This window comes from Ruegeria jejuensis (genome assembly GCF_041537905.1).
GTDB lineage: Bacteria > Pseudomonadota > Alphaproteobacteria > Rhodobacterales > Rhodobacteraceae > Ruegeria_C.
In genome coordinates this window covers 280,603-304,793 of sequence record NZ_JBGRUO010000002.1, presented here as the reverse complement: position 1 = coordinate 304,793, position 24,191 = coordinate 280,603, and the positions used below count along the sequence as shown (strand labels likewise).

Sequence of the window (24,191 nt, the reverse complement as noted above, 5' to 3'; positions counted from 1 at the left end):
GCGCTGGCGCGGGGTCAGCTCTTGGGTTTGGGCTGCGCTTTGGCCTGTGGTTTGGCCTTGGCTGCGGGCATTGCCGGCGGCGTGGAAGGCGACCGGGTGCCGTTGCGGGCCGGGGCGGGCTTGGCCGTTTCGGCCACAGCGGCTGGCTTTGCCTCTGCTGCCGGTTTGGTCGCAGCTTTGGCCGGGGCCGGTTTTGCGGCGGGTTTGGGCGTTGCCGTCTTGGCCGCAGGTGCTTCCGACTTGGTCGGGGCGGCAGCAGGCTTGGCAGGGGCTTTGGCTGCCGGGGCGGCCGCTTTGGCTGCGGGCTTGGCCGGGGCTGCTGGTGCAGTGGCTTTTGGGGCCGGTTTCGCGGCTTCGGCCTTCACAGGGGCCGCCTTTGCCTTGGCTGCCGGGGCGGGTTTGGCCGGGGCAACCTTGGCAGGTGCGGGCTTGGCCGGTGCAGGCTTGGCCGGGGCCGCTTTGGCAGCAGGTGCTGCGGCCTTCGGGGCCGGTTTCGCGGTTTTGGCCTTTGCCGGAGCGGGTTTGGCCTTGGCTTTGGGCGCAGGCTTGGCGGGCGCGGGTGCAACAGGTGCTTTGGGTGCGGCTTTGGCGACCGGTGCCGGGGCAGGCTCGGCTGCGGCCGACTGAAGGGCGCGCACCTGACAGAACGGCGCTTCCATCGCGGTTTTGCTCACGACCTCGATGATCCGGAGCTGATTCGCGATAAGCTGTCCGGCCACGCGGATGGCTGCGGCCTGGATTTCCAATGGTGTCTTGATAAAGCTCATTTTAGGGCTCCCCTATCTTTGACTGTCGGGAAAAGTGAAAACATAGAGGGCGTTAAGAGAGCCTTCCAAAGCCCATGAGCATCTCTGCCCGGCTCCGAATATGTGACACGCATAGTCGTCCTCTGCCTGTACCGGTCCGCCCGTTGAACATCCTGTTCACCGACGCCGGACCTGATCTGGCTTCGAACATATAGGCAAAACCGAGCAAGCGCAGCAAAAATTGCTGCGCCGCAGCGTCACAGGCGAATTGTCGACCGAAAACGGGCGTTACCGGACGTGTTATCCGGTGTGGACCAGCGAGTTAAACAGGCGCGGCTCCAGACTGTCAGAGGCAAAGGTATCGCCTTCGGTGAGGACGGACACTGCGTCATGGCTGTGCAGGCTTTCCTGATGGCTTGCCACAACCCGGAAGTCACCGATGCGGTGATCCGCCTGCAACTCGGCACAAAACAGCCGCACCGCGTCTTCGACAAAGATCGGATTGGCCGCGTTCAGCTCGGCAAAAGCCTGCTCATCCTCGCGTTTGACCATCACCTGCGTCTCGGTGGGAACCGCCTGCCGACAGAGCGTGAGCAGGTCCTCGAACCACAGGCAGGGGGCGGTGGGGTCAAGAACCACCGAAATCCGCGCCACCGAGCGCTGTGAATGCGGGGTCGCCAACTGGCCACGCATCACGCGCGCATGTTCGGACAGTTCCAGAGAGCAGGGGCAGGTGGACGAATAGACATAGTCCAGATGCATGATCTTCTTGCGTTCGCCCGCAACCTCGATCAGCTCAAGCGCAAAGTCATAATACTGATAGCCTTCCAGACCCGAGCGTAGGCTTTGCACCTTTAACGGATAGGAAAACCGCATCTGGATGCGGGCATCAAAGCTGTCCAGATCGGATTTATAATCGTCCAGCGCCGCCTCGATGGTCTCGAAACTGAAGGTCCGCTCGGCGTGTTTGTAGAAGGAGCGCATGATCCGGGACATGTTGATGCCTTTCTTTTCGGCATCAAGGCTCACGGTTCCGGTAACCGAGGTTTCCAGCGTCAGATCGGTTCCGCCCTTGGCATGGAACCGCACCGGCAGGCGGAAATTCGAAATCCCCACATGCTGGATATGTTGCTGGGCGCCACGGATAAGGCTGGAGGGGCCGTTTTGAAGATCAGGCAGCGTCGCGCGGTATGCCGCGTCGACCTCGAAATTCTCGGGATAATCCCGCGAGAGCGCCGGGTAATTTACGTCGCTCAGCCCCGGGATCAGTCTTGCGACGGCAGGGTCCAGCGTCGCAATCTCGGCGTCGCTGGCGTTTTTGGCCCAGGCGCGCAACACGTCCAACGCCGCTTCGGCGGCCTTGCGGTTCGGCACATCGTCCAGATTGCGCGGTTGGAAATTCATGGGTCTGTCCCCTGTCTCTCGTCTGCGGCTTGGGGCGGTGTGCGCCGCCGACAGCCTTCAATCTAGCTTCTATACGATGGCGATAGCAAACCGGATCGCAGAAAATCGTCAGAATTCGCAGATTTGCGCCCCGATGCAGTCCAAACGAAGCTGGCAAGGCGTGTATCTTGGCGCCCTGCCCTCTTTAAGGCTGCGACGCCGCCAGAGCCGCCTGAAGATCACCGATCAGATCATCCGTATCCTCCAGCCCCACTGACAGACGGACCAGACCCGGCGTGATACCCAGTGCAGTGCGCTGTTCGTCCGACAGGCGTTGATGGGTCGTAGTGGCCGGGTGGGTGGCGATGGATTTGGCATCGCCCAGATTGTTCGAGATCACCGGGATCGTCATCGCGTTGAGGAACGCAAAGGCCCCATCCTTGCCGCCGCGAATGTCCAGCGACAGCACGGTACCGCCCTTGCCACCCAGCTGGGTCTGAACCAGCGCGTTCTGTGCATGAGTTTTGAGCCCCGGATAAAGCAAACGTTCCAGTGCGGGGTGGTCCTCAAGCGCTTCGGCGATCTTCAGGGCGCTTTCCGCCTGCGCATTCACCCGCAGGGACATGGTTTCCAACCCCTTGAGCATCACCCACGCATTGAACGGGCTGAGCGCACCGCCGGTATGTTTCAGATAGGGCTCGACCGTGCCCCGGATGAAATCGCGCGTGCCCAGGATGATACCGCCCAGCGCGCGCCCCTGCCCGTCGATATGTTTGGTGGCCGAATAGATCACCACATCCGCACCCTGTTCGATCGCCCGTGAAAAGACCGGGGTGGAGAAGACATTGTCAACCACCACGGTCGCGCCAACCGCATGGGCCAGCTCGGAAACTGCTGCGATGTCAACAACTTCGAGCGTGGGGTTCGACATGGACTCAAAGAATACCGCCTTGGTGTCAGGCCGCAGCGCCGCCTTCCACTGGCTCAAATCAGTGCCATCCACAAAGGTGACCTCGACCCCGTAGCGGGACAGGATATTCTCCAGAATATAGAGGCAGGACCCAAAGAGCGCGCGCGCCGACACCACATGGTCGCCCGCCTGTAACATCGCGGTCAGCGCGCCGTTGACGGCCGCCATGCCACTAGCGGTGGCAAAGCCGTCCTCGGCCCCTTCCAGTGCGGCGATCCGCTCTTCGAACATGCGCACGGTGGGGTTGCCGTAGCGGGCATAGATGAACTCGTCATCGCCGGCCTGAATGAACCGGGCCTCGGCCTGTTCGGCAGTGTCATAGACAAAGCCCTGGGTCAGGAAAATCGTCTCGCTCACTTCGCTGTATTGGCTGCGGCGAATACCGCTATGAACGGCCTGGGTGCGCTTGTTCCAGTTCTTGCTCATCTTGTCCTCTTCCGCGCCGATCCTGCGGCGCCAATAAAAAACCCCCGAACGCGGTCAAGCGAAAGGGGGGCTTTCATCCTGACCTTTTAGCGGTGTTGTTTAGCGTGGCCCGCAATCCGGTAACAAATCGCCACGTGGTCTGGGTCTTGGCTTTACGCCCCGCCCGGATGGGCGTCAAGTCTGCAACCGGGATCGTCACGGGGCTGCAAGCATTTGTTCATGCCTGCGTCATATGCTTCGAGCAGAACGCAGCCACAACATCTTGTGTGAGGCGACGTATGCCGGTGATCAGGATCAATGCGATTGGGGACAGGCCCGTGCTGCATGGCAGCCCGCAAGCCCCGACAAGACTGCTGCAACAGGCGCAAGGCGGGGCCGGTCCCGTGATTGTGATGACCCACGGCTGCAAATACCAGCCTGCCAACCCGCAACACTGTCCCCACGAGGCTGTTCTGGCCCTGCCGCATGATAGGCGCGGCGCGGCTGCTACAGCCTGGCCCGAGAAGCTGGGTTTTGGGCAGGGCAACCCTGATGAGGGGCTGGCGATCGCCTTTGGCTGGGACGGGCGTGGTGGGTTGTGGCAGGCGCGGCGACGCGCGATTGCGGCGGGGCGCGCCATGGCGGCAATTATCCGGCACCTGCGCCAGATCGCCCCACACAGACCGGTGCATTTCATCGGCCATTCCATGGGGATCGAACTGGCGCTTGAGGCGCTGCATCACCTGCCACCGGGCGCGCTGTCGCGGATCATCTCGCTAACCGGTGCGGCCTATCGCCAACGGGCGCATGCGGCACTGGAGACGGATGCGGGGCAAGCCGCATCCTTCATCAATGTCACCAGCCGCGAAAACGATCTGTTCGACTTTCTGTATGAATGCCTGATCGCGCCACCAACAAGCGGTGATCGCGCCCTGGGACAGGGGCTGAACCTGCGCAATGCTGTCACGTTGCAACTGGATTGCCGCCGCACGCTTGAGCATCTCTCGCGCTTTGCCGGGCCGGTTGGCGTGCCTGAGCGCCGCATCTGCCACTGGTCCAGCTATCAGCGGCCCGGCGCATTGGCGTTCTACAATGCCCTGCTGCGCGCGCCCGAGGGGTTCGACTTGTCCCTGTTGCGCATGGGCCTGCCCGCCACCTCAGCACCGCGCTGGTCCCGATTGCTGAGCCTGCCGCAGCCGCAGTTCTCCTTGCCGTTCACACAGAAAGCGTCATGATCGCCCTGCAAAGACAGAGGATCGCGGATGCTGCCCATCGATTTCTATTACTGGCCCACTCCGAACGGCTGGAAAGTCTCCATCGCGCTGGAGGAGATGGGGCTGCCCTATGATCTGCATCTGATCGATATCGGCAAGGGCGATCAGTTCAAGGCGGGGTTTCTGGACATCTCCCCCAATAACCGGATGCCTGCGATCACCGATCCCGACGGGCCGGATGGCGCGCCGATTTCCCTGTTCGAAAGCGGTGCGATCCTGATGTATCTCGCGCGCAAGACGGGACGCTTTTATGGCGAAACCGAACGGGACCGGATCGCCGTCGAGCAATGGCTGATGTGGCAGATGGGCGGGGTTGGCCCGATGGCCGGACAGGCGCATCACTTTCTGAAATACGCGCCCAAGATGGACCCACCGCAGGACCTGCCGTATGCCAAGGACCGGTATCGCGCCGAGGTCGGGCGGCTTTATGGCGTGCTGGACCGGCAATTGGCGAAGACCGAGTTTGTGGCGGGCGATTTCTATTCCATCGCGGATATGTCGATCTGGCCCTGGGCCAGCCTGTGGGAGGGACAGCAGCAGGCCCTGCACGACAAGCCCCACTTTGCGCGCTGGCTTTATGCCGTTGGCAATCGTCCCGCCGTGCAGGCTGGGCAATCCCTGAAAATCGAACTGCGCGGCGGGCATCAGGGCAAGCAGGCCCAATCGGTGTTGTTCAAACGCTGAGGCGCGTCACCACATGCGGTCCTTTGCATATTCAGCATAGCCCGCATCATAGGCCGCGCCATCAAAGCTCTCATCAGTCTCGTTCACGAACTGACCCGCTGTTGGCACCAGATGCCCGTCATGTTCGCGGGTCCAGAGACCTGAGCGCAGCAGGGCCTTCGCGCATTGGAAATAGATCTCGCCAACGGTGATGATTGTCACCGATCTGGGCCGCCTGCCGGATTTGGCGAAACTGTCCAGAATCGCCTCATCCGCCGTCAGAACCGCCGTGCCATTGATCCGCACGACATTGTTGCTACCCGCCACCATGAACATCAGGCTGACCCGCCCGTCCCGCACGATATTGCGCAGGGTATCGATGCGGTTATTACCCATCCAGTCCGGCAGAAGGAGTGTGCGGTCATCAGCGATTCGCACCACCGGCCCATCCTCTCCCCTCGGGCTGGCATCGGTACCTTCGGGACCCACACTGGTCAGCACCACGAAACGCGCGGTTTCGATCCATTGGCGGTAAAGCGGGGTCAGACGGGTGCGGACCTTGGTCAAAGACTGCGGCACCGCTGCGCCATAAAGAGCCTCAAGATCTTTGATATCGGTGATGGTCTGCATGGGATGCTCCGCCTGTTTTCATCCTGACATAGCTTGTCTCATTTGGCCGATGGGGTCATAAATTCGCCAGATGGGCCAATTTTCGACATCCCCTCTCAGAGCAACCTCTGCCGATGCGTTGCAACACCTGCCGCAATCGGTGGTGAGCATGCGGCGGCAGTATCAGGCGGGCGATGTCTCGCGCTGGCACAGCCATCCGCGCACGCAACTTATCTATGCGGTCTCCGGTCTGATGATGGCCGAAACGCAGGAGGCGCGATGGACGGTGCCCGAACGCCATTGCCTGCTGGTGCCCGCCGACCTGCCGCATGAGGTGCGCATGGTCGGCGCGGTCGATCTGCAATCGCTCTATATCGCGCCGGACAGCTTTGCCGAGGGCAGTGCCCGGTTCTGCCAGGTGCTGGCGGTCTCGGACCTGTTGGCGGCGCTGATCGCGCGGTTTTGCGATCTGGACAATCCCTGGCCGGTGAGTGAGCACGCCCATCACCTGAGCCGATTGATCCTGCTGGAACTGGCCGAGGCGCAGGCGGCACCGCTGGCCCTGCCCTTTCCCGACCACCCCGGATTGCGGCGCGCCTGTGAGGCGCTCTTTTCCTCCCCCTCGCAGGCGCTGACAATTGATGGCTGGGCCAATGAGGCGGGTTTGAGTCGGCGATCCTTCACCCGCCTTTTCAAGCACCAGACCGGCCTCAGCTTTGGCGAATGGCGCCAGCGATTGCGCTGCCAGGCGGCTTTGCAGGCGGTGGCGCGGGGCACGCCGCTGGCCCGGGTCGCGGCCTCGGTGGGCTATGACAGCCCCTATTCGCTGACTGCGATGATGCAGCGACTGCTCTGAAGCAGAAAACCAGCGCGCGGATCACCTACTCGGCAATGTCTTCGGCCCAAAGCTCGGGCTTTTCGGCAATGAAGCGTTTCATCAACGCGATACAGTCGGGATCATCCGCGATGATCACCTCGACGCCGCGCTCGCGCAGAAAGTCCTCGTTGCCGCCAAAATTGACGGCCTCGCCAATCACCACGCGCGGAATGCCGAACTGAACGATGGTTCCCGAACACATCATGCAGGGCGACAACGAGGTATAGAGCGTGGTGTCGAGATATGTTTTCTGCCGCCCCGCCTTGCGCAACGCGTCCATCTCGCCATGGGCGATGGGATCGCCGCGCTGTACACGCTGGTTGCGCCCTTGCGCCACCACAGCGCCACCGCGCGCCAGCACCGATCCGATCGGGCAGCCGCCTTCGTCGAATCCGGCCTTAGCCTCGTCATAGGCGATACGCAGCAAGTGCCGATCCTCATCTGTCATCATTTGCACCGCTCCTCAGTTGGCTCCGCGATCCCGGCTCCGGCATCCTGTTCCAAGCCGAAGCTGGCCGTCGCCGGCACCACAGTCAAGCGCAGGGGTGGAGGAGCAGCGGGAAAAGAGAACAAATATGGAAAATCCATAAAGAAACCGCATCGATAGGCACCGGATCGCAATTGAGGCTGGAAAGCTGGCAGCGGCTTGTCTAAGGACTCTGCCGAAACACCGCCGCAGGAGGGGAGCGTCCATGGCCAAGATTACCTATATCGAGCATAACGGGACCGAACATGTCGTCGAGGTCGCCAATGGGCTGACCGTGATGGAAGGCGCACGCGATAACAACATTCCCGGCATCGAAGCCGATTGCGGCGGGGCCTGCGCCTGTTCCACCTGTCATGTCTATGTCGACCCGGCCTGGGTCGAGAAAGTGCCCGCAAAGGACGACATGGAAGAGGACATGCTGGATTTCGCCTATGAGCCCGACCCGGCCCGCTCGCGCCTGACCTGCCAGATCAAGGTTACCGACGCGCTGGACGGGCTGGTGGTACAGATGCCCGAAAAACAGATCTGATGGCGAACAAAGCGCCGCGACGCCCGCTCCGCCGGTGGCAAGGCTGGTCGCGCGGCGCGCTGATGGCCCTGAGCCTGTGGCTGGCGGCAGTCGGGACCAGTGGAGAGGTCCGTGCCCAGGACCAGAGCTTGCAGCCAGACGAGATTGTCGGGGCGCGCTATATCGGGCCGACACGTCACTACAGGCATGGGGTACTCGGGGACGAGATCGAGTATTCGGGCTTGCGGATCGAACGCGCGGCAAGCGAACCATATCTGATTGGCTTTGCCGAGGGCGGCCGCGTTTTCGAAGACCTCGCACCGCGTCTTTGGGACGTCACCGGCGATGGGTCACCCGAAGTTGTCGTGATCGAAACCGACCCGACACGGGGCGCGCAACTCGCCATTTATGGACTCGATGGCGACGCGGTCCAGAAAATCGCCGCAACGCCCCATATCGGCACCCCGTTTCGCTGGCTCGCCCCAGTCGGCGCTGCTGACCTGGATGACGATGGCCATATCGAGATCGCCTATATCGACCGCCCGCATCTGGCCAAAACCCTCCGCATCTGGCGCTACAGCGACGGCACATTCCGCGAAGTTGCCGCAATTCCCGGCCTCACCAATCACCGCATCGGTCAGGATTTCATCTCCGGCGGTTTGCGCGATTGCGGTAACGGACCCGAGTTGATCCTGGCCAGCGGCGACTGGTTCCGGGTTGTTGCCCTGTCCTACAACAAGACCTGGATCAAAACCGACCTTAGCCGGTTCGCGGGCCCCGAGAGCCTCACCTCAGCCCTGACCTGCTGATCCGCGCCTTCATCTGGCAGGAAATGTCCCGGGGTGAATTGGCCGCAGGCCAAGAGGGGCAAAGCCCCTCTCCCAAACCAATAGAGACGGGCGCAGCCCGGCAATTGGATCAAACCTAGCCTACAGCGCCCGCCAGCCGATATCGCGGCGGAAATAGCCGTCCTGCCAGTCCACACGATCCGCCATCTCATAGGCGCGGCGGTGTGCCTCGCTCAGGGTCTCTCCCCGTGCCGTCACGTTGAGAACGCGCCCTCCTGAGGCCAATACGGCGCCACCTTCAGCCTTTGTCCCGGCATGGAACACGATATGGCTGCTGTCTTCGGGCAAATCGTCCAGCCCACCGATCTCGGTGCCTTTGCGGTAGTCGCCCGGATAGCCCTGCGCCGCCATCACCACCGTCATTGCGTGATCATCGGCCCAGTTCACCTGCATCTCGCCCAGACGACCCTCGGCAGCGGCATGCATCAGGTCCATCGCCTGCGCGCCCAGACGCATCATCAGCACCTGACATTCCGGGTCGCCGAACCGCACATTGTATTCCACCAGCCGAGGCTGGCCGTCCTCGATCATCAACCCGACATAGAGCACGCCCTGAAACGGCATGCCGCGCCTGGCCATCTCGCTCATAGTGGGCCGGACAATCTGATCCATCGCCCGCGCCTCGACCTCGGGACTTAGCACCGGTGCGGGGGAATAAGCGCCCATACCGCCGGTATTGGGCCCGGTATCGCCCTCGCCGATGCGTTTGTGATCCTGCGCGGTGCCGACCGACAGGATATCGGAGCCGTCGCACAAAACGAACAGCGAGGCTTCTTCGCCCTCCATGAATTCCTCGATCACCACTTCGGCCCCGGCGCTGCCAAAGGCACCGCCCAGCATATCATCCACTGCATCCAGCGCGGCATCGACATCCATTGCCACGATCACCCCCTTGCCCGCCGCCAGACCGTCGGCCTTGACCACGATCGGCGCGCCTTGTTCGCGGATATAGGCCTTGGCCGGTTCGACCTCGGTGAAGCGTGCATAGCCCGCCGTGGGCGCACCTGCCGCGTCGCAGATTTCCTTGGTGAAACTCTTGGAGGCTTCCAGCCGCGCCGCCGCCGCCGAGGGGCCAAAGACCAGCACACCGGCCTCGCGCAGCCGGTCGGCCACGCCCACGGCCAAAGGCGCTTCGGGGCCAACGATCACGAACTCCACCGCGTTTTCTTCGCAAAACCGCGCCACCGCGCCGCCATCCATGATGTCAAGATCGGCACATTCGGCGATCTGCGCGATGCCCGCATTGCCCGGTGCCACAATCAGCTTGTCGCATTTAGGGTTCTGCATCACCGCCCAGGCCAGGCTGTGTTCGCGCCCGCCGCCACCGAGGATGAGGATATTCATGAAATGCGCTCCGATCTGCTTGGCCCTGCTGTCGCGGCGTTCTAAGCTGGCCCGAGCAGTGACACAAGACCAACAGGCACGCACAATGTCCGACCTTCTCGACGACCCGCTTCCCGGCCAGAACATGCCCGAATTCACCGTTTCGGAAATCGCGGGCGAGGTGAAACGCACGCTTGAGGGCACGTTCGGGCGTATCCGCGTGCGCGGCGAGGTGGGCCGCGTGTTCAAGGCACGGTCCGGGCACCTCTACTATGACGTGAAAGACGACCGCAACGTGCTGGCCTGCACCACCTGGAAGGGCCAGATCGCCGGGCTATCCGTGGTGCCCGAGGAAGGGCTGGAGGTGGTGATCACCGGTCGCCTCACCGCCTTTGGCGCGCAGTCGAAATACAACATGAATGTCGATGAGGTGGCGGTCGCGGGTCAGGGCGCGCTGATGGCGTTGCTGGAAAAGCGCAAAAAACAGCTTGAGGCCGAGGGGCTGTTCGCGCCCGAGCGTAAGCGGCCCCTGCCTTATCTGCCGCAGATCATCGGCGTGGTCACTTCGCCCTCGGGCGCGGTGATCCGCGACATCCTGCACCGGCTGCGCAACCGGTTTCCGCGCAAGGTGCTGATCTGGCCGGTTGCGGTGCAGGGCAATGCCTGCGCCCCCGAAGTGACCCGTGCCATCGAAGGCTTCAATGCGCTCACGCCGGGCGGCGCGCTGCCCCGGCCCGACCTGATCATCGTTGCCCGTGGTGGCGGCTCCATCGAAGACCTCTGGGGCTTCAACGAGGAAAGCGTGGCGCGCGCGGCGGCAGAATCGGAGATCCCCCTGATCTCGGCGGTGGGGCATGAGACCGACACCACCCTGATCGATTATGTCTCGGATCAACGCGCGCCAACGCCGACCGCCGCTGCCGAACTGGCGGTGCCGGTGCGGCTGGACCTGCTGGCCTGGACTGGCGAGCAAGGCGCGCGCCTGAGCCGGGCCGCCAGCGATGCGGTGCAGCGCCGCGCACAAAGGCTGGCCGATCTGGCCCGCGCCCTGCCGCGCCCCGACGCGCTGCTGGACGGCCCGCGCCAGCGGCTGGACCAAAGCACCGAACGCCTGCCCAACGCGCTGATTCGGGGGGTACAAAACCGCCGGGTGAAACTGCTAGACATGTCCGCCCATCTGCGCCCCGCCACCCTGCGCGGCATTGTCGAGACCCGCCGGGACCGTTGGACCAACCTGTCCTCACGCCTCAGCACACGGCCCCTCCAGCGTGAGATCACCACCCGCACCGACCATCTGCAACGGCTGAGCGAGCGCTTGAACGCAGCACAATCCCTGCGCATCGACCGCCTGCGCCAACAGCTCAACGCCACGGACCGGCTGCGCGAAACGCTTAGCTACAAGGCCACGCTGGAGCGCGGCTATGCGGTGGTGCGGGCCGAGGGCAACGTGGTGACGCGCAAGGCGCAGGCCGAGAAACATGCGGCCCTTCAGATCGAGTTCGCAGACGGTCAGATCGACACGGGCGGCTCCGCCCCGAAACCGAAATCCAAAACAAACCCCAAGGGAGCGCCGCCATCACAGGGGTCGTTGTTCTGAACCAATGCTGACCATCTGGGGCCGCAAAACGTCATCGAATGTGCAGGCCCTGATGTGGTGCGTGGGTGAACTGGACCTGCCCTATCAGCGCCACGATATCGGCCATCACTTTGGAGGTCTCGATACGGATACCTTTGCGGCACTCAACCCGAACCGAACCATCCCGGTGCTGCAGGATGGCGTGGCCGCGCCGATTTGGGAAACCGGGGCGATCCTGCGCTATCTGGCCGCGCGATATGGCGATGACGGATTCTGGCCTTCCGATCCGGGTCGACGCGCTGAAATCGACAAATGGGCCGAATGGGCAAAGCTCAATATCGCTATGGGGTTCACCGTTCCGATCTTCTGGCATGTCGTGCGAACCGCGCCGGATCAACGGGATGCCAAGGCCATCAGGAATGCGATCGATTCCCTGGAACAGTATCTGACCATCGCAGAGGCCCAACTTGCCAAGCAACCGTTTCTGGCGGGACAAGCACTCTCCCAAGCCGATATCCAATTCGGCCATATCCTGTTCCGCTACTACAATATCGAGATAGACCGCCGCACCCTGCCCGCCCTCAGCGCGTATTACGACAGGCTAACGCAGCGACCAGCATATCGCGAGCATGTCATGATTTCTTATGACGAATTACGCGTGGTCTGATCCCGCCCAGTCTCAGACCCCCACATCCGGCCCGTAGCACAGCATCTCTTCGCCGATATCCTCGGCTTCATAGAGTTCGGTGGCCTCCAGGTTGTTCTCGAACCGGGCGATCAGGCCGTGCGGGCCCTGGCTGAAGCTCCAGCATTGCGGGTCCAGCCGGTCTTCATAGAGAAAGCAGATCTGGCTGTCCTCGCGCTCATACCAGATGCCTTTCTTGCAATCGCCATCCAGAAACGACCAGATCACCCGACGGTCGGGCAGATAGCGCTCGACTCCATAGGCCTGCCCCTGCTGCCCGTAAAACAGGGTCTTGCCCTGCGTGTAGCGGTCGAACTCCTCACCGGACATGGTGGTCTGGCCAAAGGCCGGGAGGCTGACGAAACAGGCGAGAATCAGAAACAGACGCATCATGCCCCGATCTTTGCAGATCAGAGGAGGGCCCGCCACTCACAGGATGGTGCGGCACCGATTTGCGCGGCTTCCCGTTCTGTCGGGCGCGCGTGACCCTTTGCAACCCGGCGCGATCCGCATTAGGTGAGGGAAAACCAAAGCGAGGGCCCGGCCATATGGCGTTTTTCTCAAAGCTCAAGGACCGCCTGTTCAAATCGTCTTCCAAGCTCGAAGAGGGGCTGGATGCGATTGTCGAGGATGGCGGCGAGGAAACCCCGCACCCCGATCCGGTGATCCCCGAGCCGCAGCCCCAACCGGAACCGGTTCCGGAAGTTCCGACGCCAGCGCCGACACCGCAGCCCGCCGAACCTCCCGCCCCGATCCCGGCGGATCCAACGCCTGCCCCTCCTCCACCAGAAATCCCCGAATCCAAAGGTCTGCTGGGCCGTCTGTTCAAAAAGGCTGACAACACGCCCGTCATTCGCCGCACACTGGATGATGACATGCTGGAGCAGCTCGAAGAGCTGCTCATCGCCTCGGATATGGGGGTCGACACCGCGCTGCGGGTGACCGCCAACATGGCCGAGGGCCGGTTCGGCAAGAAGCTCTCGACCGAAGAGATCAAGCAACTGCTGGCCCAGGAAGTGGCCCGGGTGATGGAACCTGTGGCGCGGCCGATGCCGCTTTACCCCAAACGTCCGCAGGTGGTGCTGGTGGTGGGCGTGAACGGATCGGGCAAGACCACCACGATCGGCAAGCTGGCCAGCCAGTTCAAAGCCGCCGGCAAGAAGGTGGTGATCGCGGCGGGTGACACGTTCCGCGCCGCGGCTGTCGAGCAATTGCAGGTCTGGGGCGATCGCGCCGGTGTGCCGGTGCTGACCGCACCCGAAGGCTCCGACCCTGCCAGCCTCGCCTTTGACGCGATGACCCGCGCGCAGGAGGATGGCGCGGACCTTTTGATGATCGACACCGCCGGGCGGCTGCAGAATCGCGCCGACCTGATGGAGGAACTGGCCAAGATCGTCCGCGTCATCCGCAAGAAGGACGAAAGCGCGCCGCATAACACCCTGCTGGTGCTGGATGCCACGACGGGTCAGAACGCGCTGCGACAGGTGGAAACCTTCCGGGCGATCTCCGATGTCTCGGGGCTGGTCATGACCAAGCTTGACGGCACCGCCAAGGGCGGCGTGCTGGTGGCGCTGGCTGACAAGTTCGGCCTGCCTATTCATGCCATCGGGGTGGGCGAGCAGATCGACGATCTTGCGCCCTTCGACCCCGAAGAGTTTGCCGCCGCGCTGACCGGCCTCGGCCCGAATTGATCCGGCCCTTCATCAGGCCAAAGAAGACCTCTGGGGGTGTGAGCGTGCCCCCCAACCTCACAACCCGGACAAAGACCTGACAGTGAGCGACTGGCTGATCTCCCTCGAAGGCACCGAAGCGGGCCACGATCTGGCGCTGGGGCTGGCGCTGATGGCCGCCTTTCTGCATGCGGTTTTTGGCGCGTTGCAAAAGGGCCGTCATGATCCCTGGCTCTCACGCGGCGCAATTGATGCCTGCTACATGCTGATGGCCGCTCCGTTCGCGTTTTTTGTCGTGCCCTGGCCCGAGGCGCATATGTGGCCGATCTTCGCCACTGTCTGGGTCATCCATATGGGCTACAAGCTGCTGCAGGCGCAGGCCTATACCAAAGGCTCTTACACGGTCGTCTACCCGGTGGTGCGCGGGACCGGGCCGCTCTTCACGGTAATCGGCGCCTATCTGCTGTTCGGAGAGGTCTTTACCGCAACGCAATGGTTCGGCGTTGCCGCGCTGCTGGCGGGGATCTTCGGCCTTGCGATCTATAACCTGCTGCGTCTCGAAACCAACCGCGAGACACTACCGACCGCTCTGGCTCTGGCCTTTGCCACCGGCCTCTTCGTGGCGCTCTATACGACCTATGACGCCTATGGCATCCGGGCCACCGCAGATCCGTTCACTTTTCTGGCGTGGTTCTTCATGATCGACGGGATGGCGATGCCGGTCATTGCCTGGCTGCGTTGGCGCAATATGGTCAACCCGCCCGCGCCCGGCCCGCTAATGCTGCGTGGGGTGGCAGGCGGCCTCACTGCGCCCCTGTCCTTCGGGGCGGTCATGCTGGCCACAAGGCTCGACAAGGTGGGCGAGGCGGCGGTGCTGCGCGAAACCTCAACCGTGTTTGCCGCCCTGATCGGCTGGCTGGTACTGAAAGAAACTGTCGGGCCGCGCCGCATCGCGCTGATGAGCTTGATCGCGCTGGGAGCCGTGATAGTTGAGATGGGCGGATAACGGAGCAAGACGCAACATGACGCAGACCAAAGACATCAACCCGATCCTGAAACAGGTGCTGGAGCTGGGCCCGACCCTGGCCTTTTTCTTTATCTATCTGCGCATCAAGGATGACGTCTTTGTTATTGGCGGCACAGAATATTCCGGCTTCATCATCTCGGCGCTGATCTTTGTGCCGATCCTGCTGGTCGCGATGGGCATCCTGTGGATGCTCACCGGCAAGCTGAGCCGCCTGCAGATCTTCACCGCCTTCATCGTGATCTTTTTCGGCGGGCTGACGGCGTATTTCAACGACAAGCGATTCTTCATGATGAAGACCACGCTGGTCTACGGCACGTTCTGCGTGCTGCTGGGGGTCGGGCTACTGCGCGGCAAATCCTATCTGGCCTATATCCTGAACGATATGCTGCCGATGGAGCAGGAAGGCTGGATGATCCTGACCCGCCGCCTCTGCGGCTGTTTTGCGGTGCTGGCGGCCGCCAACGAATATGTCTGGCGCACTATGTCGGAAGAGGCCTGGGTCAAGATCGAGACCTTCGGCTTCCCGCTGGCGTTGATGGCATTCCTGATGATGCAGTTCTCTCTTTTGCAACGGTTCCTGATCGAAACCGACGCCGATGGCGGTGGCAAATCCGAAGACTGACTGTTTCTGTCGCTCAGCACAGTTGAGTTTTGCGTGATTGCCCCTTAGACCGGTGGGCAAGGGAGGATCTGCGCATGGTTTCATTGCCCGAGGCGGGTTTTCTGGCCGAGGCATCCGATCGCCTCAAGTCGATGCTGGAGGAAGAGGCCATCGAGGCGCGCCTTGGTGCAGGCGATGTGCTGTTCCAGCACGGCGATACCGGCGACGCGCTCTATGTCATTCTACAAGGCATGATGGAGGTTTCGATCCTCTCTCAGAACGGCCGCAAACTGTCGATGGACCTTATGGGACCAGGCTCGGTCTTTGGCGAGATCGCTCTGTTCGATCCCGGCGAGCGCACCGCGACGATCACCGCAACCCAACCCTGCCGTGTCCTCAAGGTGCAAAATGCCGACGTCATGCGCCAGGTACGGCGCGACCCGGAACTGGCGGTTGACCTGACCAGGCTGGCCGGGCAACGGATGCGCTGGATCAACATGCAATTGCACGAACAGGTCTTTTTGACCGTTCCGACCCGGCTGGCGCGTAAGTTGCTGCATCTGGCCCAGTTGCAAAGCGAAGACAACAGCTCTGTCAGCCTGAGCCAGAGCGAGCTGGCCGAATATGTGGGTGCCACCCGCGAAGCGGTGTCAAAGACGATCTCGGTCTGGAAAAAACAGGGCATCATCGAAGCGACGCGGGGCGGGCTGGAAATCCTCGATGCTGACACAATGGAAGATCTGGCCGATCCCGAGCAGATCTGAAACTTTCAAAAAATCGCGATAAAGACTCCGGGTGGGAAAAAGTTCACAGACCCCCGCACCCATGCCGTGTGACCTTGACCTTGGTTACCCGGCGGACCGGATACGATCCCAGTCGCTCGGTACGTCCGAGTACCAAACCCAAGAGCCATGCGCCCCCGCGCATGGCTCGCTTCTTTTGAGATCAGCCTCGCGGACCGCGCCCCGCCTCATGCAACGAAAAACGGCCGGACAATGCCTGCCGTTTCGTAGATCTTTCCGTTGAATCAGCTTTCGAGGTTCAGCGCCACAAAGCGCGGCTCGCCATTGCGGCGAACCAGCAGCAGCAGCGACTTGCGCCCGGCTTCCTTGGCTTCTTCGATGCGGGTATCCAGATCGGCGAGCGAAGTCACCTTCTGCTGGCCCGCCTCGGTGATCACATCACCTGCGCGCAGACCCTTTTCGAACGCTTCCGAGGTTTCATCGACATTGGTCACCGCCAGTCCGGTCTCATCTTCATCGAGGCCGAGTTCCGAGCGCAGATCGTCATTGAGCACCTGCAGCGTCAGACCCAGCACATCCTTCTCGCTGACGCTGGGCGCGCCATCCTCGGTGGTTTCCTCTTCGGTTTCCTCGCGCTCGGCATCTTCGCGTCGGCCCAGCGTGACCAGAACGGTCTGGGTGCCGCCATCGCGGTAGACAACGACGCGCACCGCCTTGCCGACGGTGGTTTCGCCGACCTGGCGAACCAGACCGCGCGTATCATCCACAACAACCCCGTCAAAGCTGAGAATCACGTCCCCGGCCAGCAACCCGGCATCCTTCGCGGGCCCGTCCGGGACATCGGTGATCAGCGCCCCCTTGGCCTCGTCCAGGCCCATCGCTTCGGCCACGTCATCGGTCACGTCCTGAATGCGCACGCCCAGCCAGCCGCGGCGGGTTTCGCCAAATTCGCGCAACTGGTCGACCACCTTGGTCACCACGTTCGAGGCCATCGAGAACCCGATACCGATCGAGCCGCCATTGGGGCTGAGGATCGCGGTGTTCACGCCCACAACCTCACCATCCATGTTGAATAGCGGCCCGCCCGAGTTGCCCCGGTTGATCGCCGCATCGGTCTGGATGTAGTCGTCATAGCTGCCGCTCAGCGCGCGGTTGCGGGCCGACACGATCCCGGCGGAGACAGAAAAGCCCTGCCCCAGCGGGTTGCCCATGGCGATCACCCAGTCGCCCACCTTGGCGGTATCACTGTTCCCGAATTTCACGAATTTCAGCGGGCTCTCGGCCTCGACCTTGAGAAGCGCGATATCCGTCTTTGGGTCGGTGCCCACAACGGTTGCTTTCAACTCTTCGGGTTGGCCGTTGCCGGGGAAGAACTCGATCACGATCTCGTCAGCGCCTTCGATCACGTGGTTATTGGTGACGATATAGCCATCTTCCGAGATCACGAAGCCAGAGCCCAGCGCCGAAGACCGGCGCGGCCGCGGCGTGCCGTTTTCACCATCGTTGTTGCGGTCCTGAAACTCGCGAAAGAAATCCTCGAAGGGCGAGCCTTCGGGCACGATCCCCTGCGGGCCGGTACGCCCCTCGACCAGGGTCGAGGTGGTGATGTTGACAACCGAAGGGCTGATCCGTTCGGCCAATGGCGCCAGGCTTTCGGGCCGGGCCTGCGCAATCAGTGTCTGCGCCAGCACGAACAGCACGCTCAGAAGCGCCATCCACATCAGGCGGCTCCTTGTGATCATGCTGCTTTTGTCGAGTGATACGGTACGGGCCTCGGCCTTCACGGGCGCTCTCCTTGTCCTCACGCACTTTCCCCCTCCGGTCGCGAAACCGGTGGCATTGGCAGTAATGTAGTCAGTTTATGACGACCCGCAACGTATGATCGCGCGGTTTTCATCTGATGCGACGAACTCAGCCGAAACCGAGCTGATATGCGCCCCAGACCAGGATCAGCCCCAGCACCATCGACAGGATACCCACTTGCCGTCGCGCCGCTTCGGGTAATGTGCGCAGCATTTCCAGCATCCGCTCAACAAGTGAGGGGGCCAGAGCATAGACCAGCCCCTCGACGATCAGCACCAGCCCGAGGGCCATCAGGATCATGGTCATCCGCATACCTCATCCGGTAGAAACGGTTGAATTGTGCCGGTCAACGGCCGGTAAGCGCAATCCAAAAGAAAAAGGGCCAACCCGTGGGTCGGCCCTTTGACGTTCTGTTCCGGCAATCTGGTCACTGACCGGCGCCGTTGGGGGATTTCAGGTAGTTGAAGAAATCCGAATCCGGGCTGAGCACCATCGAGCTGTTGCCGCCCTGGATCGCGCGGCCATAGGCGGTAAGCGATCGGTAGAACTCGAAAAACTCCGGGTCCGCACCATAGGCTTCGGCAAAGATCAGGTTGCGTTCGGCATCCGCCTCACCGCGGATGATCTCGGCTTCGCGCTTGGCGTCCGAGACCAGCTCGACCACGGTCCGGTCGGCCTGGGCGCGCACGCGCTGCGCCGCCTCGTTACCACGGGCGCGTTCATCGGTCGCTTCCCGCTCACGTTCGGCGCGCATCCGGTCGAAGGTGGCCTCAAGGTTCTGGGTCGGCAGGTCGGTGGCCTTCAGACGCACGTCAATCACCTCGACACCCAGCGCCCGCGCCTCGGCAATCGCCGCGTTGCGGATTCGCAGCATCAGTGCGGCACGGTCCGAACTCAGGATGTCCTTGGAGCTGACCGAACCCAGAACGGCCCGCGTTTCAGCGCGCAGGATGCTGTCCAGACGGTTTTCGGCAGTGGCAATGCCACCCACACCAACCGCTTGCCGGAATTGTTCGACATCGGTGATCCGATAACGCGAAAAGGCATCCACCACCAAACGGCGATCATCGAGCGGTGTCACCTCAAGCGGCTGCACATCGATCGACAGGATGCGGTCATCATAGCGCACGACTTCCTGAATGAGCGGGATTTTGAAGGCCAGACCCGGCTCTTCTTTCACCGCAGCAACGCGACCAAATTGCAGTACCAGCGCCTTCTGACGCTCGTCCACGATGAACATAGACGAGAGGCCGATAACCGCTGCGATCACCAGAATCGGTATGAGAAAGGTTGTTTTACGCATCAGTTCGCCCCCTGCTCGGTCTGGCTGCGACGCAGTTCATTGAGCGGCAGATAGGGTACAATCCCCTGCCCGCCACCAGTGCTCTGATCATCCAGGATGATCTTGTCGACATCGCCCAGGACCTGCTCCATCCGCTCCAGATACAGACGCTTGCGTGTCACTTCGGGCGCTTTGAGATATTCCTGGAGGACCGCAGAGAAGCGGCTGGCCTCACCCTGGGCTTCGTTGATCTGCTGGGCGCGATAGCCTTCGGATTCTTCCAGAAGCTGGGCGGCTTCACCACGCGCCTCGGCCAGAACCCTGTTGGCATAGGCGTCGGCCACGTTCTGCAGCCGGTCACGCTCTTGCGCGGCGGCCTGAACGTCGCGGAAGGCGTCGATCACAGAGGGCGGCGGGTCGGCCTTGTCAAAGTTCACGCGGATGATGTTCACGCCGCTGCCATAGCTGTCGAGCGTCAACTGGATCAAATCCTGCAGCTGTTCAGAAATGATACCGCGGTCGCGGTTCAGGATCGGCGCCAGGTCGGATTGCGCGATGATCTCGCGCATCGCAGATTCAGACACCGCCTGGATCGTCTGCTGCGGGTCGCGCAGGTTGAACAGGTATTGTGCCGGGTCGCTGATGTTCCAAACGACCTGGTAGTCGATATCGACCACGTTCTCATCGCCGGTCAGCATCAGGCCGTCATTGCCGCCACGGGCACCACCCATCGCTTCGGTGCGTTCGCTGGTGACCGGGATCACCTCGGCCGTCACAAACGGCCAAGGAGCGAAGTTCAGGCCGGGATTGCCGATGCCCGAGAACTCGCCCAGGAACAGTTCAACTGACTGTTCTTCCGGCTTCACAGTGTAGAGACTGGCAAACCCCCAAGCAATGATCGCGGCCACGATGCCAATACCGATCGTGCCTTTCGAAAAAGCCGGGCCACCGTTTCCGCCGGTGCCACCGCCGCGCCGGTTGTCGCCGCGACCGCCCATCAGGACGCGCAGCTGCTCCTGGCCCTTCTTCATCAACTCGTCGATCTCGGGGATCTGCGGGCTATCGCCTTCGGGCGGTTTCTGCCCGCTGCCATTGTTTCCCCGGTTTCCTCCGCCGCCGGAAGAGCCTCCGCCCCCCCAGGGGCCACCGCTGTTGCCCGCCATATGAGTTCAATCCTCGTCTGTTGTGCCGCATCCTTGCGGCGTCAGTCTTAACCTGTGTGCGCGCCGGTGCAAATCAAGCGCTGCGCACAGGAGTTCGCATTGTCACCAGTTCTTCGGCCATAACGGGGTGCACTGCAACCGTGCGGTCGAAATCTTCCTTGGTTGCACCCATTTTCACGGCGATACCGGCCATCTGAATCATCTCGCCCGCGCCAGGCGCGACAATATGGCATCCCAGCACCTTGCGGGTCGCCTTGGACACGATCAGCTTCATCAGCACCCGGGCGCTGCGGCCCGCAAAGGCCGACTGCATCGGCTTGAACGAGGTCGCGTAGATATCGACCGGTTCCTGCTCGGCGGCCTCTTCCTCGCTCATGCCCACTGTGCCCATTTCCGGCTGGGTGAAGATGGCCGTCGGGATCAGCTCATGATCCACCGGTGTGGGTTTGCCCCGGAACACCGTATCGACAAAGGCCATCCCCTCGCGGATCGCCACCGGGGTCAGGTTGACCCGGTCGGTCACATCGCCGATCGCATAGATCGACGGCACACCGGTCTGGCTGTATTCATCCACAACGATCTGACCCTTGCGGCCCAGTTCGACGCCCAAGCTTTCCAGCCCCAGATCATCGGTGTTGGGCGCGCGACCGGTGGCATACATGACCACGTCAAAGAGGTTTTCGTCGCCATTGGTGGCCTTGACCCGGATCTGATCGCCTTCCTTGTGCATCTCCAGCACGTTGGTGCCCAGATGCAGACCGATCCCGTTCTGACACATCTCTTCGCTGACCAGCCCGCGCGCCTCGTCATCGAAACCACGCAGGATCTGCGCGCCGCGGTAATACTGCGTCACATCAACGCCCAGCCCGTTCATGATGCCCGCGAACTCGCAGGCGATATAGCCGCCGCCAACAATCAGCATCTTGCCGGGCAGTTTGGGCAGGTGGAACACCTCATTCGAAGTGATGGCCAGCTCCGAGCCGGGAAAGTCCGGCACCACGGGACGGCCGCCGGTGGCGATCAGGATGTGTTTGGCGGTCTTGCGGGTGCCATCGGCCAGTTCCACTGTATGCGGATCGACCAGTCGCGCCCGTTGATCAAAACTTTCGACACCGTTGTTCTTGAGGATGTTGCGATAGATGCCTTCCAGCCGGTCCAGTTCAGCGGCCAGCTTGCCGTGGAACATCTCCCAGTCGAAACCGCCCTGGCTGACATCCCAGCCATAGGCGCGGGCCTCGTCGATCATCTCGGGGTATTCGCTGGCAAAAACCATCAGCTTTTTGGGCACGCAGCCCCGGATCACGCAGGTGCCGCCATAGCGATCCTCTTCGGCCAGCGCCACCTTGGCCCCGGTCTCACCCGCCGCCACCCGCGCCGCCCGCACGCCGCCCGAGCCGCCGCCGATGACAAAGAGGTCGTAATCAAAGCTCATGGTCCTGCCTCATCCTTGGTCCCGCAAGGGGTGTATCTTATCCCGCGCCACTGTCCAGCCTGTTCCGGGCTTTGGCCTGCTCTTGCCAAGGTTGGTCCAAGTCGGGCCAGTGCTGACGCAATGCCTCAACGAATTGGTCAGATAAGATTGGTGACATCCGTTTCAAAGGAAATTCAAAATATATGTTCCCGACTATGAGGCGCAGCACCCGGTATCGGCGTCCAGGCCACCATTTGCGATGCCCTTCCCGGATTTCAATAGCGTTCAACTTGTTCCAGGGAAAGACCGGTGAGTTAGTAAGCGTACCACCATAGTGTCGAGTAAGCGCCACGCCTGAATTGCTAACTGAAGCAAACAGATCAGGTTGCTTAAACGTTCTATAAAGATGGTGAATCGCTCCTACGCTCACGAGAACGAAAAATACGCTCATGACTGAAAAAGACCCTCCATCCTGATAATCAACATAGGCAAAGAAGGCGAAGATCAAAACGATCAGAAACATTGACAGAGCACGCCGGATGAAACGCCATACGCGCGTCATTCGACGTTCCCTCACAATGAATGGGGTCGGCTCGCCCAAGCTTCAATCCGCGAGATCGCTGAACAGGTTCTCGTTTTCCTCAAGGTCCAGCCGGTCATGTTCCACCGTGCCTTCGTTGATATCACGCAGCTCGACCCGGCCATCGCCATAACCGACGACAACGATGTCGCAGATGTCGATGAACAAACCGTTTTCAACGATGCCGGGCACCTGGTTGAGGGCCAGCGCCATCTGGCGCGCGTTGCCGATGCGGCCCAGATGCAGGTCGAGGATGTGATTGCCTTCATCGGTCACAAACGGCGCGCTGCCATTCATCCGCAGGCTGGACTTGCGGCCCAGAACATCCATCGAGACCAGCATCTCTTCGATCAGGCCTTGCGTGGTCTGCCAGCCAAAGGGGATCACCTCGACGGGAAGCGGAAAAGCGCCCAGCGCCTCGACCTCTTTACCGACATCGGCGATCACCACCATCTGGTCCGAGGCGGTCGCCACGATTTTCTCCTGCAGCAGCGCGCCGCCGCCGCCCTTGATCAGGTTCTGCTCGCCATCAAATTCGTCTGCCCCATCAATGGTCAAATCCAGCCAGCGCGCCTGATCCAGCGAGGTGACCTCGATACCGACCTCTTGGGCAAGTTCCGCTGTGCGGGTCGAGGTAGGGACACCTCGAAATTTCAAGCCCTGATCGCGCACCTTCTCGCCCAGGCAACGCACCAGCCATGCGGCGGTCGAGCCAGTGCCCAGACCCACACGCATCCCGTCCTCGACCAGATCAGCGGCGCGCTTGGCGGCAACAAACTTGGCTCTTTCGATGGGTGACAATTCTCCGAACATGGTTGCATCCCCTGAGTGATCCCAAGGGATTTATAGGCAAGTCCCCCACCGCTTGCGAGAGGGATTCGGCGGCGCTAGCCCACGATCCGCTGCAACCTGTTCAACTCGTCCAGCGTAGCCCAGCCATCGCGATCGAGATCGATCAGCATGATCCGGCGCAATTCCTCGATTTTCGCAGCGCCCATCGCCTGTACTGCCTCGGCCTCGGCAAAGCCGCGCAGCTCATCCGTCGTGACCATTCCATCCGCGTCAACGTCCGCGGCCCGGTGCAGCCGGACCAGCCGGGCGCGCAGTCGCGCCGAAAGTGTCGGCAATACCATCCCCACCTCGGGGCGGGTGATGATGCCATCATTGTCGAGATCAGCAAGGTTCAGGCGGCGGAAATGCCCCGCCCGCAGCGCCGCCAGCTGCACGGCGATCATCCCCTCAATGCCTGCCCCGTCGATACGCCCGCCCTGCCCGTATCCGATGATCGTATCGCTGACCAATGTGTAGAAGCGATCCGGCTCACTGCCGAGCAGGTTCAACAGCTCTTCTTCGACAAAGCTCTCCAGATCTGCGCCACAGCGGCCCGGATCATGCCCATCCAGAGCATCAGACCTGTTGTAAGATACCTGAACAAATGCATGGTCCGTCCTCTCTGATTCTGCCTGCCACAAGGATGGGGAAAGAAGGTAAACCGGGGCTTAAATACCGTCTTGACCGGGGTGGAGTATGGCAGGTCAGCGCGTGGCCGAAAAACTT

At 61.9% G+C, this 24,191-nt stretch carries 26 protein-coding genes and 1 riboswitch; of the genes, 11 read left to right on the top strand and 15 right to left on the bottom strand.

Going from position 1 to position 24,191, the window contains the following annotated elements; all coding sequences use genetic code 11:
- Positions 1-14 precede the first annotated feature (14 nt).
- The 3 genes from AB1E34_RS04095 to metZ form a co-directional block, all read right to left on the bottom strand.
- Positions 15-767, bottom strand: coding sequence for a hypothetical protein (locus AB1E34_RS04095; RefSeq protein ID WP_372571056.1), 753 nt, complete (start codon positions 765-767; stop codon positions 15-17).
- Between the two features lie 279 nt (positions 768-1,046).
- The gene (gene folE2 / locus AB1E34_RS04090) at positions 1,047-2,150 is read right to left on the bottom strand and encodes a GTP cyclohydrolase FolE2 (protein ID WP_372571055.1); all 1,104 of its coding nucleotides are present in this window, start codon (positions 2,148-2,150) and stop codon (positions 1,047-1,049) included.
- A 184-nt stretch (positions 2,151-2,334) separates the two neighbouring features.
- A complete protein-coding gene (gene metZ, locus AB1E34_RS04085; RefSeq protein WP_372571054.1) occupies positions 2,335-3,525 on the bottom strand; it encodes an O-succinylhomoserine sulfhydrylase in 1,191 nt (396 codons plus the stop codon).
- A 66-nt stretch (positions 3,526-3,591) separates the two neighbouring features.
- A riboswitch (SAM riboswitch) is annotated at positions 3,592-3,669 on the bottom strand.
- 134 nt (positions 3,670-3,803) lie between these two features.
- On the opposite strand from metZ, the gene AB1E34_RS04080 reads away from it, so the two are divergent.
- Both AB1E34_RS04080 and AB1E34_RS04075 read left to right on the top strand, forming a co-directional pair.
- Complete coding sequence (locus AB1E34_RS04080; protein WP_372571053.1) at positions 3,804-4,739, top strand: alpha/beta hydrolase family protein; 936 nt, start codon at positions 3,804-3,806, stop codon at positions 4,737-4,739.
- A gap of 27 nt (positions 4,740-4,766) precedes the next feature.
- A complete protein-coding gene (locus tag AB1E34_RS04075; RefSeq protein ID WP_372571052.1) occupies positions 4,767-5,462 on the top strand; it encodes a glutathione S-transferase N-terminal domain-containing protein in 696 nt (231 codons plus the stop codon).
- A gap of 6 nt (positions 5,463-5,468) precedes the next feature.
- Here the strand turns inward: AB1E34_RS04075 and AB1E34_RS04070 are convergent, their stop codons facing one another.
- Complete coding sequence (locus tag AB1E34_RS04070) at positions 5,469-6,071, bottom strand: pyridoxamine 5'-phosphate oxidase family protein (RefSeq protein WP_372571051.1); 603 nt, start codon at positions 6,069-6,071, stop codon at positions 5,469-5,471.
- 70 nt (positions 6,072-6,141) lie between these two features.
- On the opposite strand from AB1E34_RS04070, the gene AB1E34_RS04065 reads away from it, so the two are divergent.
- Complete coding sequence (locus AB1E34_RS04065; protein WP_372571050.1) at positions 6,142-6,906, top strand: AraC family transcriptional regulator; 765 nt, start codon at positions 6,142-6,144, stop codon at positions 6,904-6,906.
- Between the two features lie 25 nt (positions 6,907-6,931).
- Here AB1E34_RS04065 and AB1E34_RS04060 read toward each other — a convergent pair whose 3' ends face one another.
- Entirely contained in the window at positions 6,932-7,378 is a 447-nt protein-coding gene (locus tag AB1E34_RS04060; protein WP_372571049.1) for a nucleoside deaminase, read from the bottom strand.
- A 241-nt stretch (positions 7,379-7,619) separates the two neighbouring features.
- On the opposite strand from AB1E34_RS04060, the gene AB1E34_RS04055 reads away from it, so the two are divergent.
- Both AB1E34_RS04055 and AB1E34_RS04050 read left to right on the top strand, forming a co-directional pair.
- Positions 7,620-7,943 carry a 2Fe-2S iron-sulfur cluster-binding protein gene (locus AB1E34_RS04055; RefSeq protein WP_306195333.1) on the top strand — a complete coding sequence of 108 codons (324 nt, stop codon included), beginning with the start codon at positions 7,620-7,622 and terminating at the stop codon, positions 7,941-7,943.
- Positions 7,943-8,731, top strand: coding sequence for an FG-GAP repeat domain-containing protein (locus AB1E34_RS04050; protein WP_372571048.1), 789 nt, complete (start codon positions 7,943-7,945; stop codon positions 8,729-8,731). The genes AB1E34_RS04055 and AB1E34_RS04050 overlap by 1 nt, the downstream gene beginning before the upstream one ends.
- A 120-nt stretch (positions 8,732-8,851) precedes the next feature.
- Here AB1E34_RS04050 and purD read toward each other — a convergent pair whose 3' ends face one another.
- Complete coding sequence (purD, locus tag AB1E34_RS04045) at positions 8,852-10,114, bottom strand: phosphoribosylamine--glycine ligase (protein WP_372571047.1); 1,263 nt, start codon at positions 10,112-10,114, stop codon at positions 8,852-8,854.
- Between the two features lie 85 nt (positions 10,115-10,199).
- On the opposite strand from purD, the gene xseA reads away from it, so the two are divergent.
- A complete protein-coding gene (gene xseA, locus AB1E34_RS04040) occupies positions 10,200-11,690 on the top strand; it encodes an exodeoxyribonuclease VII large subunit (protein WP_372571046.1) in 1,491 nt (496 codons plus the stop codon).
- Between the two features lie 4 nt (positions 11,691-11,694).
- Positions 11,695-12,336 carry a glutathione S-transferase family protein gene (locus AB1E34_RS04035; protein WP_372571045.1) on the top strand — a complete coding sequence of 214 codons (642 nt, stop codon included), beginning with the start codon at positions 11,695-11,697 and terminating at the stop codon, positions 12,334-12,336.
- 12 nt (positions 12,337-12,348) lie between these two features.
- Here the strand turns inward: AB1E34_RS04035 and AB1E34_RS04030 are convergent, their stop codons facing one another.
- Positions 12,349-12,744, bottom strand: coding sequence for a hypothetical protein (locus AB1E34_RS04030; RefSeq protein WP_372571105.1), 396 nt, complete (start codon positions 12,742-12,744; stop codon positions 12,349-12,351).
- Positions 12,745-12,902: 158 nt separating this feature from the next.
- Between AB1E34_RS04030 and ftsY the strand changes: the two genes are divergently transcribed.
- The 4 genes from ftsY (at position 12,903) to AB1E34_RS04010 (ending at position 16,416) form a co-directional block, all read left to right on the top strand.
- Positions 12,903-14,045 carry a signal recognition particle-docking protein FtsY gene (gene ftsY / locus AB1E34_RS04025; protein ID WP_372571044.1) on the top strand — a complete coding sequence of 381 codons (1,143 nt, stop codon included), beginning with the start codon at positions 12,903-12,905 and terminating at the stop codon, positions 14,043-14,045.
- 82 nt (positions 14,046-14,127) lie between these two features.
- Positions 14,128-15,030, top strand: a complete 903-nt coding sequence (locus AB1E34_RS04020; protein WP_372571043.1) for an EamA family transporter — start codon at positions 14,128-14,130, stop codon at positions 15,028-15,030.
- Positions 15,031-15,046: 16 nt separating this feature from the next.
- Complete coding sequence (locus tag AB1E34_RS04015; protein WP_372571042.1) at positions 15,047-15,673, top strand: inner membrane-spanning protein YciB; 627 nt, start codon at positions 15,047-15,049, stop codon at positions 15,671-15,673.
- A 74-nt stretch (positions 15,674-15,747) separates the two neighbouring features.
- Positions 15,748-16,416: a Crp/Fnr family transcriptional regulator gene (locus AB1E34_RS04010; RefSeq protein WP_372571041.1), complete on the top strand. Its 669-nt coding sequence runs from the start codon at positions 15,748-15,750 to the stop codon at positions 16,414-16,416.
- A 263-nt stretch (positions 16,417-16,679) separates the two neighbouring features.
- Here the strand turns inward: AB1E34_RS04010 and AB1E34_RS04005 are convergent, their stop codons facing one another.
- The 8 genes from AB1E34_RS04005 to AB1E34_RS03970 all read right to left on the bottom strand — a co-directional run bounded on the left by AB1E34_RS04005 (position 16,680) and on the right by AB1E34_RS03970 (position 24,106).
- Positions 16,680-18,137: a Do family serine endopeptidase gene (locus AB1E34_RS04005; RefSeq protein ID WP_372571104.1), complete on the bottom strand. Its 1,458-nt coding sequence runs from the start codon at positions 18,135-18,137 to the stop codon at positions 16,680-16,682.
- Positions 18,138-18,306: 169 nt separating this feature from the next.
- Positions 18,307-18,504 (bottom strand): DUF2065 domain-containing protein, encoded by a 198-nt coding sequence (locus tag AB1E34_RS04000; protein WP_372571040.1) that lies wholly within the window; start codon positions 18,502-18,504, stop codon positions 18,307-18,309.
- Positions 18,505-18,625: 121 nt separating this feature from the next.
- Entirely contained in the window at positions 18,626-19,501 is an 876-nt protein-coding gene (hflC, locus tag AB1E34_RS03995; protein WP_372571039.1) for a protease modulator HflC, read from the bottom strand.
- Positions 19,501-20,643, bottom strand: a complete 1,143-nt coding sequence (hflK, locus tag AB1E34_RS03990; protein ID WP_372571038.1) for an FtsH protease activity modulator HflK — start codon at positions 20,641-20,643, stop codon at positions 19,501-19,503. Before hflK ends, hflC begins: the two co-directional genes overlap by 1 nt.
- A 73-nt stretch (positions 20,644-20,716) precedes the next feature.
- On the bottom strand, positions 20,717-22,075 hold the full coding sequence (gene gor, locus AB1E34_RS03985) for a glutathione-disulfide reductase (protein ID WP_372571037.1): 1,359 nt from the start codon (positions 22,073-22,075) through the stop codon (positions 20,717-20,719).
- A 37-nt stretch (positions 22,076-22,112) separates the two neighbouring features.
- Positions 22,113-22,577 carry a hypothetical protein gene (locus tag AB1E34_RS03980; protein WP_372571036.1) on the bottom strand — a complete coding sequence of 155 codons (465 nt, stop codon included), beginning with the start codon at positions 22,575-22,577 and terminating at the stop codon, positions 22,113-22,115.
- Positions 22,578-22,658: 81 nt separating this feature from the next.
- Entirely contained in the window at positions 22,659-23,447 is a 789-nt protein-coding gene (gene rpiA, locus AB1E34_RS03975; protein WP_372571035.1) for a ribose-5-phosphate isomerase RpiA, read from the bottom strand.
- Positions 23,448-23,521: 74 nt separating this feature from the next.
- Positions 23,522-24,106: an EF-hand domain-containing protein gene (locus AB1E34_RS03970; protein ID WP_372571034.1), complete on the bottom strand. Its 585-nt coding sequence runs from the start codon at positions 24,104-24,106 to the stop codon at positions 23,522-23,524.
- Positions 24,107-24,191: the final 85 nt, after the last annotated feature.

What these genes read in the sequence shown, in the direction of transcription:
- purD (WP_372571047.1), bottom strand. Translation starts at nt 10,114, where the DNA reads ATGAATATCCTCATCCTCGGTGGCGGCGGGCGCGAACACAGCCTGGCC.
- gor (WP_372571037.1), bottom strand. Translation starts at nt 22,075, where the DNA reads ATGAGCTTTGATTACGACCTCTTTGTCATCGGCGGCGGCTCGGGCGGC.
- AB1E34_RS04080 (WP_372571053.1), top strand. Translation starts at nt 3,804, where the DNA reads ATGCCGGTGATCAGGATCAATGCGATTGGGGACAGGCCCGTGCTGCAT.
- rpiA (WP_372571035.1), bottom strand. Translation starts at nt 23,447, where the DNA reads ATGTTCGGAGAATTGTCACCCATCGAAAGAGCCAAGTTTGTTGCCGCC.
- AB1E34_RS04065 (WP_372571050.1), top strand. Translation starts at nt 6,142, where the DNA reads ATGGGCCAATTTTCGACATCCCCTCTCAGAGCAACCTCTGCCGATGCG.
- AB1E34_RS04070 (WP_372571051.1), bottom strand. Translation starts at nt 6,071, where the DNA reads ATGCAGACCATCACCGATATCAAAGATCTTGAGGCTCTTTATGGCGCA.
- hflK (WP_372571038.1), bottom strand. Translation starts at nt 20,643, where the DNA reads ATGGCGGGCAACAGCGGTGGCCCCTGGGGGGGCGGAGGCTCTTCCGGC.
- AB1E34_RS04035 (WP_372571045.1), top strand. Translation starts at nt 11,695, where the DNA reads ATGCTGACCATCTGGGGCCGCAAAACGTCATCGAATGTGCAGGCCCTG.
- AB1E34_RS04015 (WP_372571042.1), top strand. Translation starts at nt 15,047, where the DNA reads ATGACGCAGACCAAAGACATCAACCCGATCCTGAAACAGGTGCTGGAG.
- AB1E34_RS04055 (WP_306195333.1), top strand. Translation starts at nt 7,620, where the DNA reads ATGGCCAAGATTACCTATATCGAGCATAACGGGACCGAACATGTCGTC.
- ftsY (WP_372571044.1), top strand. Translation starts at nt 12,903, where the DNA reads ATGGCGTTTTTCTCAAAGCTCAAGGACCGCCTGTTCAAATCGTCTTCC.
- AB1E34_RS04050 (WP_372571048.1), top strand. Translation starts at nt 7,943, where the DNA reads ATGGCGAACAAAGCGCCGCGACGCCCGCTCCGCCGGTGGCAAGGCTGG.
- hflC (WP_372571039.1), bottom strand. Translation starts at nt 19,501, where the DNA reads ATGCGTAAAACAACCTTTCTCATACCGATTCTGGTGATCGCAGCGGTT.
- AB1E34_RS04000 (WP_372571040.1), bottom strand. Translation starts at nt 18,504, where the DNA reads ATGACCATGATCCTGATGGCCCTCGGGCTGGTGCTGATCGTCGAGGGG.
- AB1E34_RS04005 (WP_372571104.1), bottom strand. Translation starts at nt 18,137, where the DNA reads ATGATCACAAGGAGCCGCCTGATGTGGATGGCGCTTCTGAGCGTGCTG.
- metZ (WP_372571054.1), bottom strand. Translation starts at nt 3,525, where the DNA reads ATGAGCAAGAACTGGAACAAGCGCACCCAGGCCGTTCATAGCGGTATT.
- AB1E34_RS04075 (WP_372571052.1), top strand. Translation starts at nt 4,767, where the DNA reads ATGCTGCCCATCGATTTCTATTACTGGCCCACTCCGAACGGCTGGAAA.
- xseA (WP_372571046.1), top strand. Translation starts at nt 10,200, where the DNA reads ATGTCCGACCTTCTCGACGACCCGCTTCCCGGCCAGAACATGCCCGAA.
- AB1E34_RS04030 (WP_372571105.1), bottom strand. Translation starts at nt 12,744, where the DNA reads ATGCGTCTGTTTCTGATTCTCGCCTGTTTCGTCAGCCTCCCGGCCTTT.
- AB1E34_RS04060 (WP_372571049.1), bottom strand. Translation starts at nt 7,378, where the DNA reads ATGATGACAGATGAGGATCGGCACTTGCTGCGTATCGCCTATGACGAG.
- folE2 (WP_372571055.1), bottom strand. Translation starts at nt 2,150, where the DNA reads ATGAATTTCCAACCGCGCAATCTGGACGATGTGCCGAACCGCAAGGCC.
- AB1E34_RS04095 (WP_372571056.1), bottom strand. Translation starts at nt 767, where the DNA reads ATGAGCTTTATCAAGACACCATTGGAAATCCAGGCCGCAGCCATCCGC.
- AB1E34_RS04010 (WP_372571041.1), top strand. Translation starts at nt 15,748, where the DNA reads ATGGTTTCATTGCCCGAGGCGGGTTTTCTGGCCGAGGCATCCGATCGC.
- AB1E34_RS03980 (WP_372571036.1), bottom strand. Translation starts at nt 22,577, where the DNA reads ATGTTTCTGATCGTTTTGATCTTCGCCTTCTTTGCCTATGTTGATTAT.